This is a genomic window from Spirosoma arcticum (assembly GCF_054779955.1).
In genome coordinates this window covers 18,656-34,024 of the sequence record NZ_BAAGXG010000027.1, presented here as the reverse complement: position 1 = coordinate 34,024, position 15,369 = coordinate 18,656, and the positions used below count along the sequence as shown (strand labels likewise).

At 55.2% G+C, this 15,369-nt stretch carries 12 protein-coding genes; 7 read left to right on the top strand and 5 right to left on the bottom strand.

All coding sequences use genetic code 11. The features are described from left to right. Window positions 1–26: 26 nt before the first annotated feature. From ACYVHB_RS30735 to ACYVHB_RS30725, 3 genes are all read right to left on the bottom strand, one after another. Complete coding sequence (locus tag ACYVHB_RS30735; RefSeq protein WP_461055866.1) at window positions 27–2,921, bottom strand: TonB-dependent receptor domain-containing protein; 2,895 nt, start codon at window positions 2,919–2,921, stop codon at window positions 27–29. 110 nt (window positions 2,922–3,031) lie between these two features. Beyond that, window positions 3,032–3,952, bottom strand: coding sequence for a helix-turn-helix domain-containing protein (locus ACYVHB_RS30730; protein WP_461055865.1), 921 nt, complete (start codon window positions 3,950–3,952; stop codon window positions 3,032–3,034). 257 nt (window positions 3,953–4,209) lie between these two features. After that, a complete protein-coding gene (locus tag ACYVHB_RS30725; protein WP_461055864.1) occupies window positions 4,210–5,091 on the bottom strand; it encodes a helix-turn-helix domain-containing protein in 882 nt (293 codons plus the stop codon). Window positions 5,092–5,328: 237 nt separating this feature from the next. Here ACYVHB_RS30725 and ACYVHB_RS30720 point away from each other — a divergent pair, with 237 nt between their 5' ends. The 7 genes from ACYVHB_RS30720 to ACYVHB_RS30690 all read left to right on the top strand — a co-directional run bounded on the left by ACYVHB_RS30720 (window position 5,329) and on the right by ACYVHB_RS30690 (window position 12,696). Continuing rightward, the gene (locus tag ACYVHB_RS30720) at window positions 5,329–6,510 is read left to right on the top strand and encodes a 4-hydroxybenzoate 3-monooxygenase (RefSeq protein WP_461055863.1); all 1,182 of its coding nucleotides are present in this window, start codon (window positions 5,329–5,331) and stop codon (window positions 6,508–6,510) included. Continuing rightward, a complete protein-coding gene (gene pcaDC, locus ACYVHB_RS30715) occupies window positions 6,507–7,670 on the top strand; it encodes a bifunctional 3-oxoadipate enol-lactonase/4-carboxymuconolactone decarboxylase PcaDC (RefSeq protein WP_461055862.1) in 1,164 nt (387 codons plus the stop codon). The genes ACYVHB_RS30720 and pcaDC overlap by 4 nt, the downstream gene beginning before the upstream one ends. 1 nt (window position 7,671) lies before the next feature. Next, on the top strand, window positions 7,672–8,358 hold the full coding sequence (gene pcaH, locus ACYVHB_RS30710) for a protocatechuate 3,4-dioxygenase subunit beta (RefSeq protein WP_461055861.1): 687 nt from the start codon (window positions 7,672–7,674) through the stop codon (window positions 8,356–8,358). Then, window positions 8,358–8,972, top strand: coding sequence for a protocatechuate 3,4-dioxygenase subunit alpha (gene pcaG / locus ACYVHB_RS30705; protein WP_461055860.1), 615 nt, complete (start codon window positions 8,358–8,360; stop codon window positions 8,970–8,972). Before pcaH ends, pcaG begins: the two co-directional genes overlap by 1 nt. A gap of 11 nt (window positions 8,973–8,983) precedes the next feature. Next, window positions 8,984–10,039 (top strand): lyase family protein, encoded by a 1,056-nt coding sequence (locus tag ACYVHB_RS30700; protein ID WP_461055859.1) that lies wholly within the window; start codon window positions 8,984–8,986, stop codon window positions 10,037–10,039. Next, complete coding sequence (gene pcaF / locus ACYVHB_RS30695) at window positions 10,036–11,247, top strand: 3-oxoadipyl-CoA thiolase (protein WP_461055858.1); 1,212 nt, start codon at window positions 10,036–10,038, stop codon at window positions 11,245–11,247. The genes ACYVHB_RS30700 and pcaF overlap by 4 nt, the downstream gene beginning before the upstream one ends. Before the next feature lie 90 nt (window positions 11,248–11,337). Next, a complete protein-coding gene (locus tag ACYVHB_RS30690) occupies window positions 11,338–12,696 on the top strand; it encodes a 3-oxoacid CoA-transferase (RefSeq protein WP_461055857.1) in 1,359 nt (452 codons plus the stop codon). A gap of 46 nt (window positions 12,697–12,742) precedes the next feature. Here ACYVHB_RS30690 and fbp read toward each other — a convergent pair whose 3' ends face one another. Continuing rightward, complete coding sequence (gene fbp / locus ACYVHB_RS30685; RefSeq protein ID WP_461055856.1) at window positions 12,743–13,759, bottom strand: class 1 fructose-bisphosphatase; 1,017 nt, start codon at window positions 13,757–13,759, stop codon at window positions 12,743–12,745. Next, the gene (gene pckA, locus ACYVHB_RS30680) at window positions 13,756–15,360 is read right to left on the bottom strand and encodes a phosphoenolpyruvate carboxykinase (ATP) (protein WP_461055855.1); all 1,605 of its coding nucleotides are present in this window, start codon (window positions 15,358–15,360) and stop codon (window positions 13,756–13,758) included. Before pckA ends, fbp begins: the two co-directional genes overlap by 4 nt. Window positions 15,361–15,369 lie beyond the last annotated feature (9 nt).

The window sequence follows — 15,369 nt, the reverse complement described above, 5'->3', positions numbered from 1 at the left end:
GCCGCTGCCGTGCGGTTCTATTGGTTTTAGAATCGATACGTAGCGGTTAGAAAGTACGCCCGTGGCTGAATCGGAATGATGCTGTGGATGGCGTTCGGATCGGCGGCTACCTTTTCTTTGGTGATGTTCTGCCCGTTGAACGCTTCCAGAATCGGCCCCGGCGAAAGCGACCCCATGATGCCCAGCACGTTGGTGAAGTTATTGACGTTCAGGGCCAGCGACAGTTTACGGGTTACGTTGTAACCAGCTGAGAAATCGAACTGGCTGAAAGCCGGAATATCGTAGGCGTTGGGTTGATTCACGGGCCGGGCGCCGAGGTATTTCCACTGCACGAGGGCGTAAAACTTATCCGTCGAATAGGTTGGCGTAATGGTCATTATCAGGCTGGGGTTGTTCTCGGCCTTGTTACCTGTATAGTCCACCAGCTTATCGTCAGACCGGGTAGCTGCGCCCACCGACCAGGTTTTCCAGTTGGCATACTCGGCGTTCTGCACCGTGAAGGCCCCCCGCAGGTCAAAATGGCGGAACAGATTTACGTCGGCCTCTATCTCTACCCCGGTGGTATGCACTTCGTTGTACTGCACCGGCGTGTAGTAAAACTGGTTGTTTTCGTCGGCCACCAGCAGCGTGTTCGCCACGTTGCTCAACTGGCTGTAGAAGGGCGTAATGGTCGCTTTTACCTTCCCGGTTTTGAGCTTATAGCCCGCTTCGATCTGTAAAATGTCCTGATTGAGTGGCTGACTGTTGTTCACCACAAAGGCCGAGGTGTAGGCGTTGTAAAACGCCAGGTCGGGCGATTTCTGCCCTTTGGTGTAGCGCACATACAGCGCGTTGTTGTCGTTGAACTTGTAATTCAACCCACCGGAGTACGAAAAGCTGCTGATGCTCTTGTCGAAGGTGGTGACGTTGCGGCCCAGTACGCCGTAGAAACCGTCGTAGGCCGTCAGCGGATTACCGTCCAGCCCGCCCACTTTGGTGTTCGGAACACTGCGGCTGTTGGTGCCTTTGAGGTTGCTGGTTTCGTAGCGAACGCCCCAATCAAAGTTCAGTTTCTGGGTCAGGTTCAGGTTGTTACCCAGAAAAAAGGCTAATTGGCTCTGTCGGTAGTCGAAAATGCCGAAGCCAAAACTACCGCCGAACTTAAGGTAACCCGAATTGGGATCGCTGATCTGCGTGGTCACGTTATTGACGCCCTGGAAACTAATGTCGAGCGGTTGGGGCCGGTCTTTCACCGTCGACAAACCCAGCACCGACGCGGCCATATTGGGGTTCGACTCGATGTGCGAGTTGGCATAAAACGCCCCGGCCGTGACGGAGCCGTTTTTAAACCGCTTGGTTACCGAAAGCTGATCCATGAAATCATTGACCTTCGTTTCCGACATGGCCGAGCCTAAGTACAGCACCGAATTGGGCACCGCGCCCGGCAGGTTACTATTCAGCACCGTATAACGCGGCCCCATTGGCCCAATGGCCTGCTGCACCTGCACCACGGTTTGTCCCGACTGCCGGTCTTTAAAGGTAATCACACCGGGTATCGACGTGGCTGCGGCACCGGGTCCGAGTACGCCGGCAAAAACAAACGTGGTCGGGTCGGTCACGCTGGTAAAACTCGTGGCTGCATTGGTGTTGATTAACAACGACTTGGACGAGTATTTGGCGTTGTTGCTCACCGACCACGAATCACCGAAGTTATGGTTCAGCAACAGCCCCGCCGACACGTCTTTCGACTGGTTGGAGCGGCCCGGATCAAAGGTTGAGAAATTGGTTTCGGAGCCGTTCGGGACCGAAACCGCCCCTTTAGGCAGCAGAAACGAATCGAACTTTTTGATGCCCGGCGCGAGTGTAATGTTATCAAAACCCTGCCCCGGCGTGGGGGGCGTAATGCCGTTCTGATCGTTCAGATACTTGGCATACAGCTTGATAGAGCCTGCGCCGTAGTTTTTGGTAATACTCGCCTTGAGCTGCCCGCCGTTGTTGAGCGGATACCCGGCGTAGCGGGCACCATTGGCGTAGCGGTAAAAACCACCCACGTTATAAAACACGTTCTGATTCTTACCGAAGGCCCCGCCCGTGTTGAAATCGGCCCGGTAATACGGGTTGCGGCCGTCGCCTTCCAGCCCCAATTTCACCCGAACCTCGCTGCCCGCATTGAGACCACCCGATTTGGTGAGGAAGTTAAAAATACCGCCCGGTGCATTTACGCCCGTGATGGACGAGGTGCCGCCCCGCACGGCCTCGAGCCGGTTGATGGTGGCGTCGCTCCGGAAAAAGAAATCGGGCGAGAGCAGCCCGCTCGAAAACGCGGTGATGGGCAACCCGTCTTCCTGGAGCGATACGTAATAATAACCGTTGGTGTTGTCGGTAACGCTGGCGACCGAGTTGGCCGACACGCCCCGCGAATAAACGACGTTACGCACCTCACCCGCCGACGAGTTGACGTAAACCCCCGGCACGTTTTTGAGCAGATCGGCCGCGCTCACCGGCTGGAGCCGGTCGATGACCCGGGCGTTGATGGTCGAGATGGCGATGGACGATTCCATGAGCGTCCGCTTGTCGAACACCCCCGTTACAACCACTTCGTTCAGCGTCGCGTTATCTTCGGCCAGGGTAAGGTCGATGGTTGTCCGCCCGTTGATGGAAACCGTCTGCGCCGTGTAGCCCACAAAGCTGAACACCAGTTCGGTTGCACCGTCGGGTACCGTTAGTTTGTAGGCACCGTCAGCATCGGTTGTCGCACCAGTGGTGGTTCCTTTCGCGATCACATTGACCCCAACGAGTGCCGTGTTTCTTGCGTCCGAAACCTTACCCTGCACCAGGTTCTGGGCCTGGGCCATACCCACTGAGAGCAGCACCGTGAGCAGAGCAACCAGCGCGGACCGGTTCGTGCGCCCAAGCATAAGAGAGATTGTAGCTTTTTTCATGCTGGATTTAGTTTACAACGACAGCTATGAGAAAGCTGCTAATTTGTTGCACAAAACTAAGTCCAATTGGCAGGGTTGATTAAGCAGAAAAAAGCTAAAAAAATGCAGTATCAATCCAGTTTCTTGTATTCCTTGGGTGTAAATCCCGTTTTCGCCCTAAAAAATCGGGTAAAATCACTGGGATTCTGTCCGGTTATACGCTGCGCAATCTCACTGATGGGGAAATCACTCTGGCGGAGCAGTACTTTAGCTTCGAGCAAAATCATGTCGTTCAGCAGGTCCTGCGCCGATTTTCCGGTTGCGCTCTTTACGCATTTGTTAAGGTGATTGGGCGAAACAGCCAGCAGATTGGCGTAGTCCGTTACGCTTTGTTTCTGGTAAATGTACTGACTCAGGGCATCTTTGTACTGCCGGGTGATCCGCAGGGCCGAATTCTCCTGAACTTTAGTCTGCAACTGCGTAAACCGTTTTAGCTCCGTGAACATGGCCAGCAGGCAGAAACTCACCAGATCGAGTTTGAACGGGTGATTCTGTTCGTATTCAGATTCTAATTTCTGAAAAGCCGGCCGGATAATGGGCAGGAAGTCGGCGTTAGTCCGCACAACGGGGTCACCAATGAACTGGAGAAAGGAAAACTCGTTGGCGAAGTCGTGCTTACTAAAATGTTTTTGAATAATCTGCGCGTCGAAATGGCAGAAGAAACCCTCGGCATCTTCGCTCATCCACTCGTGGGCCGTTATCTGGTAAGCAGGCAAAAAGAAAAAGCAGTTGGCCCCAAATTCGTAGTTATCCAGCCCTTTGCTGCGCACCGAATGCCCCTTGGTCAGATAAATAAAGTCGAAAACCGTTTTGCGGTGGGGCGACAGCGGAAACGTCATATGGCTTCGATAGGTCTCTAAGCGATTGAAGTGAAACAGGTGCGAATCACTCAGCAGTGTAGGAAGCCAGCCGACGCTGGCATCGAAATGGTGCTGATCGAGGTCGGGCGGGGCCAGGGTGGGGACTTGGGTAACCTTTGTAGACTTTTCCATTGATAGGTAACTAACTCTTACTGAAACTATAACACCCTTCCGGCGGCTAATTAATCAAGTCTGGCAAGACGCCAGTGTTAACAATCAATTATAGTGATTTTTAGCTATTTTATTGTCTAAATCTGATAAATTAGCCTTCGTGGTAAATACCCTGAACAATTGTCTGAGAGCTGTACCTTACCAGAGCCACAAACCGGATAATCTGTAAAAATTTTGTACAAATTATCCGGTTTGATGTCGGCGGCATAAACAGGTATCTACTCAACCAGGACCTCCCGAAACACCCTCGGCGATACGCCCACATTGTTTTTGAACAGCCGCGTGAAGTAACCGGGATGCTCGAAATTAAGCAGAAAAGCAATCTCCGAAATAGAGTAAGACGTGTGTTTCAGGTACCGTTTTGCCACGGTAACCACGTAATCCTGAAGCACCTGCGACGCAGATTTTCCGACAACCAACTGACAGATCCGGTTCAGATGAATCGGCGTGATATTCAACTGTCCGGCGTACCGGCTCAGCGGCCATTTGGCCAAGTACGATTGCTTGATGAGCCGCTGAAAATCCGTATAATAGTTCAGGCTGCGGTCTTCGGATCGGTACGTTTCTGCTGGTTGACCCGACAGCCGGAACAACTCGATGAAGAGCAGACTCAGATAGCCCTGCAACGCCCGGTTCCGCTCGGGTAGTTCGCCAAACAACTCGTCGTGAATGGCCACGATGAGGGTGCTGATCCGCTGAAACGCGGTTTCCTGCTGCCGGGCCGGAATAATCTGCAATTCGCCGAGCACCCGCAACACGTCGGGCGACGCCCTGAAGAGCGCATCGACGAACGAAACCGACAGCGTGAGTACCCGCCCGGTGGCATTGGCCGGGTACGAAAAGCCATGCAGCGTATTCTCGGGGATCAGCAACAGACCCGGAACGGGCAGGTCGATGAGTTGATCGTGTCGTTTGAGAACCACCTCGCCGGATTCGATCAGAAACAGTTGACATAACTGCGTGTGCAAATGCGGTTGAATTTCCCAATTGTAGGTTTGACTACGGGTTTCGAGGAGTTCACAATGCACAAAATCGGGTACGAACGGCCCGTCCTGCTCGCCGTAAAGCCCGTAACTAACTATTTTTCGGGCTGTTTTCATCGGTGGTTCACTATCAACTTATATGTATGATTCGTTCTATTCAGAGCAGATAAGAGTATAAATTAATTAACGAAGAAAGCTCTTTTTTTAGATTGAAACTGTAAACTAATCTATTTAACCGGGAAATTCAGACAATGCCATGTTTGATTTGTATAAGTAATAATTAAATTTAGTTAAGTATTATTCCAACATAACCTATCACTTTTGCCGTACAAAAACGTCAAGTCCTTTACCCCGATGCAGCATAAGACTCAAGTTGGCATTATTGGTGCCGGTCCGGCCGGATTGATGCTCTCGTTGCTGTTGGCGCGGCAGGGTATCGACTCAGTCATCCTCGAAAACCGCAGCCGCGACTACATTGAAGCGCGGGTGCGGGCGGGGCTTTTAGAGCAAAACACCGTCGATCTGCTGCGCGAACTGGGCCTGGCCGACCGCTTAGACCGCGAAGGCATCGAGCACCACGGCGTTTACCTGAGTTTCAACGGCGTTCGCCACCGGGTACCGTTCACGGAACTGACCAACGGCCGCTGCATCACGATTTATGGGCAGCAGGAGGTAGTGAAAGACCTCGTTAACGCCCAGTTAGCGGACGGGGGCACCATTCACTTTGAGGCTTCAGCGACCAAAATCGACGGTATTGACGGGGATTCACCCACGATTCAGTACGAGCAAAACGGCGAATCGCACACGCTCGCCTGCGACTTTGTGGCCGGTTGCGACGGCTACCACGGCATCAGCCGGGCCACGCTGCCCAAAGACACGTACCACGAACACCGCATCGACTACCCGTTTAGCTGGCTGGGGATTCTGGCCCATGCCACGCCCGCGTCCGACGAACTAATTTACGCTTACCACGAGCGGGGATTTGCCCTGCTGAGTCTGCGCTCACCCACCGTTAGCCGACTGTATATTCAGGTAGGCAACGACGATAAAATTGAGAACTGGACCGACGACCAAATCTGGGACGAACTCGACATTCGGCTCAGCGACGGTAACGGTTTTACCCTCAACCGGGGCGAAATCTTTGAAAAAGGCATTACGCCGATGCGCAGTTTCATGATCGACAATATGCAGCACGGGCGGCTGCTGCTGGCGGGCGACGCGGCCCATATTGTGCCCCCCACAGGTGGCAAAGGGCTGAATCTGGCCGTGGCCGACGTGCGGATTATGGCCAATGCGCTGGCTGCCTTTTACGAATCTGGGCAGGAAACACTATTGCACTCGTACACCGCCGATTGTCTGCGCCGGATTTGGCGGGTGCAGGACTTCTCGAATACGATGACCTACTTATTTCACAAGCAGGGACCACACGGCTCGTTCGAGAATCAGATTCAGCAGGCAAAATTCGACTACATTGGCCAGTCAAAAGCAATGGCGACCACCATCGCCGAGAACTACGTGGGACTGAAAGAGCTATGAACTTCGCAACCATCAACGGTCATACAATCCACTATCAGTACCTGCAAACGGGCACCAAACGCACGTTCGTGTTCGTCAATTCGCTTGGTACGGACTTCCGAATCTGGGACGGGGTCGTTAAACTGCTGAGGCCCCACGGCTCAATTCTCAGGTTTGATAAGCCGGGACACGGGCTGTCAGAGATTGTGGACAGCCCATTGACCATCAGCGATTATGTGGCCGATGTGATTGGCCTGCTGGACGCGCTAAAAATTGAGAGATGCGTATTCGTCGGCTTATCCATCGGCGGCATCATCGGGCAGCGACTCGCCCTGATGCACCCCGACCGACTGGAGAAGCTGGTACTGAGCAACACCGCTCCCCAAATTGGCACCGCCGACGGCTGGAATGATCGGATTCGGACTGTGCAGGAACAGGGCATGACAGCGATCACGGAAGGTGTGCTGGAGCGGTGGTTCCCGGCTCCGTTTCAGCGGGCATACCCAACCGAGCTGGCGGGCTACCAGCGTATGATCGAACAAACATCGACCGAGGGTTACGTCCGGGCCTGTGCCGCCATCCGCGACGAAAACCTTAGTGACCAGATTGCTTCAATTCAGGTGCCAACACTGTGCATCGGCGGTACCGACGACCTCGCTACGCCACCTGATTTAGTGCGGGCAATGGCCAACGCTATTCCAAACGCCCGCTACGAACTAATCGACGGAGCGGGGCATATTCCCTGCGTCCAAATGCCCGACATTGTTACCGGACTGATTCTTGATTTCGTGTTGGAAGAAACCAATCCGTTAAGCCTCTATGAAACCGGCATGAGAACCCGCCGGGCCGTGCTGGGCGATGCGCACGTAGACCGCGCTGAAGCCAACAAAACCGCCCTTGATGTTGACTTTCAACGTTATATCACCGAAAACGCCTGGGGTAGCATCTGGTCGAGACCAGGTCTGACTTACCGCGAACGCAGTCTGATTACGATTGCGCTGCTGGCCGCAATGGGACACGAAGACGAACTGAAAATGCACATTCGCGCCACCAAAAATACCGGGGCCTCGCCCGACGATGTAAAAGAAACACTGCTGCACACGGCGATCTACGCGGGCGTACCCGTTACGAACGGTGCCCTGAAAATTGCCAAAGAAATCTTCGCCGAAAAAGAAAGTTGAGATGGAATCAACCAATTACGACGTACACCCGTCCCACCTGTTTCCCGACTATAAATCGTCGGTGCTGCGGAGTCCAACCCGGCCGCTGATGCTGGTGGCAGAGTACCTGAAAGACCTCAGCCTGCCCGCATTTGGCGAGTCGGTGATTGGTCCGCTGGACAACGACCTGACCAAAAATGCCCGTGTCAATGGCGAACCCATCGGCGAACGCATCAGGGTGATGGGCCGCGTCACCGACGATTACGGGCGGCCGCTGCCCAACGTGCTGCTCGAAATCTGGCAGGCCAATTCGGCGGGTCGGTATGTTCACAAAGCGGAAATTCACGACGCCCCGCTTGATCCCAACTTTCTGGGTGGTGGCCGACTGCTGACGGACGGTGACGGGCGCTACTCATTCTACACCATCAAGCCGGGGGCGTATCCGTGGGGCAATCACCACAACGCCTGGCGGCCCAATCACATCCATTTTTCGGTGATGGGCCACCAGATTGCCCACCGGCTCGTGACGCAGATGTACTTCCCCGGCGACCCGCTGTTCGACTACGATCCTATTTTTCAGTCCGTTCCCAAACACGCCCGCGACCTGCTGATCGCCAAATTTCGCATGGACTGGACTGACCCCGATTTTGCGCTGGCTTACGAATTTAACATTGTGCTGAACGGCCGTAGACAGACCCCTTTTGAGTGATGGAAACCGAACGCTTACGACAAACCCCCTCGCAAACCCTCGGTCCATTTTCGGCCTACAGCCTGACCGCCGAGCAGTACGGCTATCCGTACAACAGCATCATCAGAGGGTCGCTTATCAGCGAAGCCACACCCGGCCAGTACGCTGATAATGAGCGCATTTACATCACGGGTCGGGTTCACGACGGCAATAGTGCCACGATTGTGGATGCCTTAGTCGAACTCTGGCAGGCCGACGCCGAGGGCACCTACCGAAGCCTGAAAATTGAGAAGGTGAACGAACCTCATTTCACAGGTTTCGGGCGGCTGGGTACGGGCACTAACCCCGAACACCGCTACACCTTTACGACCGTAAAGCCGGGGGCAATTAATGAAGCATCGGCCCCGCACATCAACGTAATTCTGTTCATGCGCGGCTCGTTGAGGCACCTGTACACCCGTTTGTATTTTTCGGACGAAGCGGTTGCCAATCAGAAGGATGCGTTACTGAACGCCGTTCCCGAAGATCGTCGGTCGACGCTCATCGCGCATAAACGTGAGCAGAATGGCCTGGTCTTCTACGATTTCGACATCTACGTACAGGGCGACCGGGAAACTGTATTTTTTGACGTGTAACTATGTTTTCAATGTATCTGTCCGACCCCCAAATAACCAGCATTTGCTCACCCGAATCACTCGTCCGGCAGATGCTGACCTTTGAAATCGGGCTGGCTACTGCGCAGGGTCAGTTGGGGGTAATACCGGCCAATGCCGCACGCACTATTGCCGAGACACTGGCCGGTATCACTATCCTGCCAGAATCACTGGCTAAGGGTACGCTGAAAAATGGCGTTCCGACCATTCCACTGCTGGCGCTGACAAAGACGCATCTGCCTGCTTCGGCAAAGAACCATATTCACGTCGGGGCAACCTCGCAGGATGTCATGGATACGGCACAGGCACTGATCATCAGAGACGTAGCTGTCGTTCTGGAAGCACGCATTGGGCAACTACTCACTAATTTAGACAAGCTGCAAACCCGCTTAGGCCATACGCCGATGATGGGCCGGACCCGGACGCAGCAGGCCATGCCCATCCTCTTCGGGCACAAAGTTGATACCTGGCGCAACCCGCTCGTGCGGCATCTGGAACGGCTGGCGCAGCTAAAACCCCGCGTGTTGGTAGTGCAATTGGGTGGGGCGGTTGGTAATAATTCTGCCTTGGGGGATCAGGGAGAAGCCGTTGCGCAAGCCTTGGCAGAAGCGCTGGGGCTGGGCTATTCGACTCCTTGGCACACGCAGCGCGACGGATTCGCAGAGTGGACCAACTGGCTCGCCCTGCTGACGGGAACACTGGGCAAATTCGGTCAGGACATGCTGATTATGGCCCAAACCGAGATCGGCGAAGTGACCGAGAACGTCAACGGGGGCGGTAAATCGTCGGCGATGCCCCACAAAGATAATCCAGTGCTGAGTGAAGCACTGGTAACCCTGGCCCGGCAAAACGCGCAGTTTGCGGCTCTGCAACTGCAAAGCTTAGTGCACAGCAACGAGCGCGACGCCACAGCCTGGATGCTGGAATGGGAGAACCTGCCCCGCATGATGATTAATGCCGGAACGGCCCTTCACCACGCAATCAATATCACGCAGACGATGGGAGTTAATGAGGAGGTGATGAGGAAGAATTTGAACCGCAACTTATGAACGCATACATCATTGACGGAATCCGTACCCCCGTCGGCAGTTTTGGGGGATCACTATCCACCATCCGGGCCGACGATATGGCCGCGCTGGTTATCAAAACGCTGGTTGAGAAAAACCCGAACGTCCCGCTGGATGCTTACGCCGACGTGATTCTGGGCTGTGCCAATCAGGCGGGGGACGATAACCGTAACGTGGCCCGGATGGCGCTGCTGCTGGCGGGCCTACCCATGACTGTGCCGGGCGAAACCGTCAACCGGTTGTGCTCGTCGGGCATGTCGGCAGTGGTGCAGGCGGGCCGGGCGATTCAGGCGGGCGACGGCGACCTCTTCATTGCCGGGGGCGTCGAAAATATGACGCGCGGACCGTGGGTGATTTCCAAAGCCTCGAAACCGTTCGGCACCGATGCCGAAATGCACGACAGCAGCTTCGGCTGGCGATTTATTAACCCAAAAATGCGCGATACTTACGGCGTCGATGCGATGGGCATGACGGCCGAAAACCTGGCTGAGTTGTATAAAATCAGCCGGGAAGATCAGGATCAGTTTGCGTACTGGTCGCAGCAGAAGGCCACGGCCGCGCAGCAATCGGGACGGCTGGCGCAGGAGATCGTTGGCGTACCGATTCCGCAGCGCAAGGGTGATGCGGTTCTATTCGACAAAGACGAGTTCATCAAACCGACTACCATGCCCGAAGGACTGGCGAAACTGAAACCCGCGTTCAAGAAACTGGAGCAGGGCGGCACCGTGACGGCGGGTAACGCGTCGGGCCTGAACGACGGAGCCGCTGCCGTGCTGGTAGCTTCCGAAACCGCCGTTGCCCAGTATGACTTGAAGCCGCTGGCCCGGATCGTGAGTTCGGCGGTGGTCGGCGTTGAGCCACGCATCATGGGCATCGGGCCGGTGGGTGCTACCCAAAAAGCGTTAGCCAAAGCCGGACTGACGCTGGATCAAATTGACGTTATCGAACTTAACGAAGCCTTTGCCGCCCAGAGCTTAGCCTGTACGCGTCTGCTGAACATAGCCGACAACGACCCGCGCATCAACCCAATGGGTGGCGCTATCGCCATCGGCCATCCGCTGGGTATGTCGGGAACCCGCGTTTTGTACACGACCGCCCTCGAACTGCACGTTCAGCAGAAACGCTACGCCCTCGCTACTATGTGCGTCGGCGTTGGGCAGGGCTACGCGGTGGTGCTGGAACGGATATAAAGAGTGAAAGGGTGAATGAGCGAATGAGCCTTGTTCGCACTGTAGCAATCTTTCACTCTTTCGCTCATTCACCCTTTCACTCTTTGATTCATGAAACACGTACCCCAAATTACCGCCGATGAAGCGGCCGCGCTCGTAAAAGATGGCGACACCCTGTTCGGCGGGGGCTTCGGCATGACCGGTAACCCCGTGCATCTGCTCCACGCGCTGGCCAACACCAACACCAAAAACCTGACATACATCGGTAACAACGTCGGTGAACCGAATCTCGGCGGGGGTAAGTTGTTGCTCAATGGTCAGATCAGGAAGATGATCGGGTCATTTTTCACCAGCAATCCTGACGCGGTTAAAGCGGCACAGTCAGGGGCGGTCGAGTACGAATTGTTGCCGCAGGGAACGCTGGCCGAAGCCATCCGGGCCGGTGGCGCGGGCATCGGTGGATTTTATACGCCCACCTCGGTCGGAACAGTGATCGCCAAAGGGAAACCTACAATGCTGATTGACGGCAAGGAATACGTGTTCGAGAAGGGCATCCGGGCTAACGTGGCCTTTGTGCGGGCGTGGAAAGCCGATACCGCCGGGAACCTCACCTACCGCATGACCGAGCAGAACTTCAACCGGGCGATGGCCACGGCCGCCGATCTGGTCGTGGCCGAAGTAGAAGAGATCGTGCCCGAAGGTGAGTTGGACCCGAACGGCATCCACACCCCCGGCTGTTTTGTGGATTATTTAGTGCAGGCCCATATTAGTCTCGATACGTTAGGTTCGTCGGCATCGGTGAAGTCGAGTGCCAAAAAGGTAAGCGAAGACCGGCTGAACATGGCGCATCGGGCGTTTCAGGAGATCAAAAAAGGCGATGTGGTAAATCTCGGCATTGGCATTCCCACGTTGGTGGCCGACCTCATTCGTCCCGAAGACGGCATTACGCTCCACACCGAAAACGGAATGCTGGGCGTTGGTCCCGAACCCGATGGCGACGGTGGGGCAATGGATTTTCCGGTCAACGCGGGTAAAGTGCCGGTGACGGCCCTGCCTGGCAGCAGCTACTTCGATAGTGCCGACTCGTTCGGGATGATCCGGGGCAAACACATCGACGTGGCCATTATGGGCGGTCTGGAAGTGGACGAACGGGCAAATCTGGCCAACTGGGCCGTTCCGGGCAAGCCGCTCTTAGGCGTGGGCGGGGCGATGGACCTGGCGTCGGGGGCCAAAAAACTGATTATTACCCTCACGCACACCAACCCCGACGGCTCTTCTAAGATTGTGCCGGAGTGTGCGTTACCCCTCACGGCCCTCAACGCCGTTGACTTGGTCATCACCGACCTGGCCGTGTTTGGCTATGAAAATAATGGGCTAATCCTGCTCGAACTAATGCCCGGTGCCACCCTGGACGACGTGCGGGCCAAAACCAGCGCATCGTTCGTAGAGCGGTTAACCGCGATGGCCTGAAAAGAGGACGAAACCGCCGGTCTGCCGATACGGTTTCATCCTCCGGTTACAGGGCATTGACCATATCCGTCGAGCCGATGTAGAGCACCGCCCGCTGGTGCAGCGATACCGGCGGGACATCCAGTATCGGTTGCTTGCCATCGGTGGCTTGCCCGCCTGCCTGTTCGGCAATAAAGGCCATCGGGTAGCATTCGTAAAGAAGTCGCAGCTTACCGTTGGGTGATTTAGCCGTTGGCGGATATAAGTAGATGCCGCCCTTAATGAGATTCCGGTGAAAATCAGCGACTAACGAGCCAATGTACCGCCCCGTCAGTCGCTGCCGTTTGCAATTGAGCAAATACGCCTGTACATGGGACGGGTAATCGTCAAAGTTGCCATCGTTGCAGGAGAAAATAGTGCCCGTATCGGGTTGCTGTAATTCAGCGTGCGACAAAATGTATTCTCCCAGCGAATTGTCGTACGTGAAGCCGCTTACGCCATGGCCAGTCGTAAAAACCAGTATCGTAGACGAGCCGTACAGGACGTACCCGGCGGCTACCTGCTGGCGTCCACCCTGTAAAAAGTCGTCCATCGTGGCCTCGCTCCCTATGGACGACACGCGTCGGTAGATGGAGAAAATGGTGCCAATCGAGACGTTCACGTCAATGTTCGACGAGCCGTCGAGCGGGTCGATGGCCACCACGTATTTAGCGTTGACGTTGCCCGTGTGGATGATGTCGTCATCTTCCTCCGAAATAATTGCGCAGACTTCACCCCCGTTCTTGAGCGCCCGGATAAACCGGATATTCGCCACGACGTCGAGCTTCTGCTGCGTTTCACCCTGTATATTTCCCGACCCCGCCGACCCCGAGATGTCAATCAGACCCGCCCGGTTAATTTCGTGATTAATGATCTTACTGGCCAGTGCAATGTCGCGCAGCAGTTGCGACAGTTCGCCCGTTGCGTAGGGAAACGCATTCTGCCGACGCATAATATAGCGGTCAAGCGTGGTGCCAACGGGTAACGCTAAGTTTGGGGACTCAGGCTTTGTGGTAGGAGCAAGCCCATTGGATGACGTCATCATGGTAGTGGGGTAACGTTGGTATAAGCGTTACGTTTACTAACGAAAAGCTGGTTCAGGTGTTCAGCCTTCGCGTCATACGCGGCCGGGTCCGCCCATGTCTGGCGCGGATTGAGCAGGCTGGTGGGTACATCGGGGCAGGCCGTGGGCATGTCCAGTCCGAAAACAGGATGCGCCACGAATGGCACATCGGAGAAAGCCCCCGTCAGAGCCGCCCGGATCATGGCACGGGTGTATGACAGTTTTATCCGTTGCCCGACGGCGTAGCCACCGCCCGTCCAGCCCGTATTCACCAACCAGACGTTCACGTTATGTTCGCGAATTTTATCCCCTAACATACGAGCGTATTCTGTTGGATGCAAGGGCATGAATGCCGCCCCGAAGCAAGCCGAGAACGCAGCATGCGGTTCGGTAACGCCCATTTCGGTGCCCGCCACTTTGGCCGTGTAGCCCAGCACGAAATAATCCATCGCCTGCTCGGGGGTGAGCCGGGCAATCGGCGGCAGCACGCCGAAGGCGTCGCAGGAGAGAAAGAAAATATTACGGGGATGCGTGCCAACCGACGGCACGACGGCATTGTCAATAAAATCAATGGGGTAGGAGGTCCGCGTGTTTTCGGTTAGCGACGTGTCCATGTAATCGACGGTGTGGCAGTTGCGAACAAAACGGGTATTCTCCACAATGGCCCCGTAGCGGATGGCATCAAAAATCTGTTGCTCGCGCTCACGGGTCAGGTCAATCACTTTAGCGTAGCAGCCCCCCTCAAAATTAAACACGCCCCGGTCGCTCCAGCCGTGTTCGTCGTCGCCGATGAGGCCGCGCTCGGGGTCGGCCGAGAGCGTTGTTTTACCCGTTCCCGACAAACCGAAGAATACGGCTACGTCCGATGCATCAGTGCCAACATTAGCCGAGCAGTGCATCGGCAGGACGTTTTGCTGGGGCAGCAGAAAGTTAAGCGCAGAGAACACGCCTTTCTTGATTTCACCCGCGTAACCCGTTCCGCCAATCAGGATTACGCGCTTCGACAAATTGAGGATAGCAAAATTGGCCCCACGAGTGCCGTCTTCGTCGGGATGAGCCAGAAATTCCGGTACGGCCAGAATGGTAAAATCCGGCGTAAAATCGGTAATATCCTCTTCCGCCGGGCGCAGGAACATATTAGCACAAAACAAATTTTGCCAGGCCGACGTAGTTAAAATGCAGATTTTGAGCTGGTAGCGCGGATCAGCCCCGGCCACTGCGTAGCGAACGTACACCTTCCGGTATTCAACGAAGTGGCACATTTTGCGGTGCAGCCGATCAAAGCGAGTTTCATCGAAAGGAATGTTTACCGAACCCCAGTCGACCCGGGAGGCCGTTAATTCGTCGCGGACAATATACCGGTCCTTGGGCGAGCGGCCGGTATACTTTCCCGTCGCGCACATCAGCGCGCCCGTATCGGTTAGTTGCCCCTCGTGTCTGAGCAGGGCCTGCTGCACTAACTCCGCCGGTGAAAGTTGAAAATTCAACTCCTTCACATCGCTGATTTTGAGAAATTTCAACGCTTTCTCGTCCGCCGTACTAATGCGGCTACGTGGTGTCTGGAACATTGCTTCGGCTACCATAATTCATCG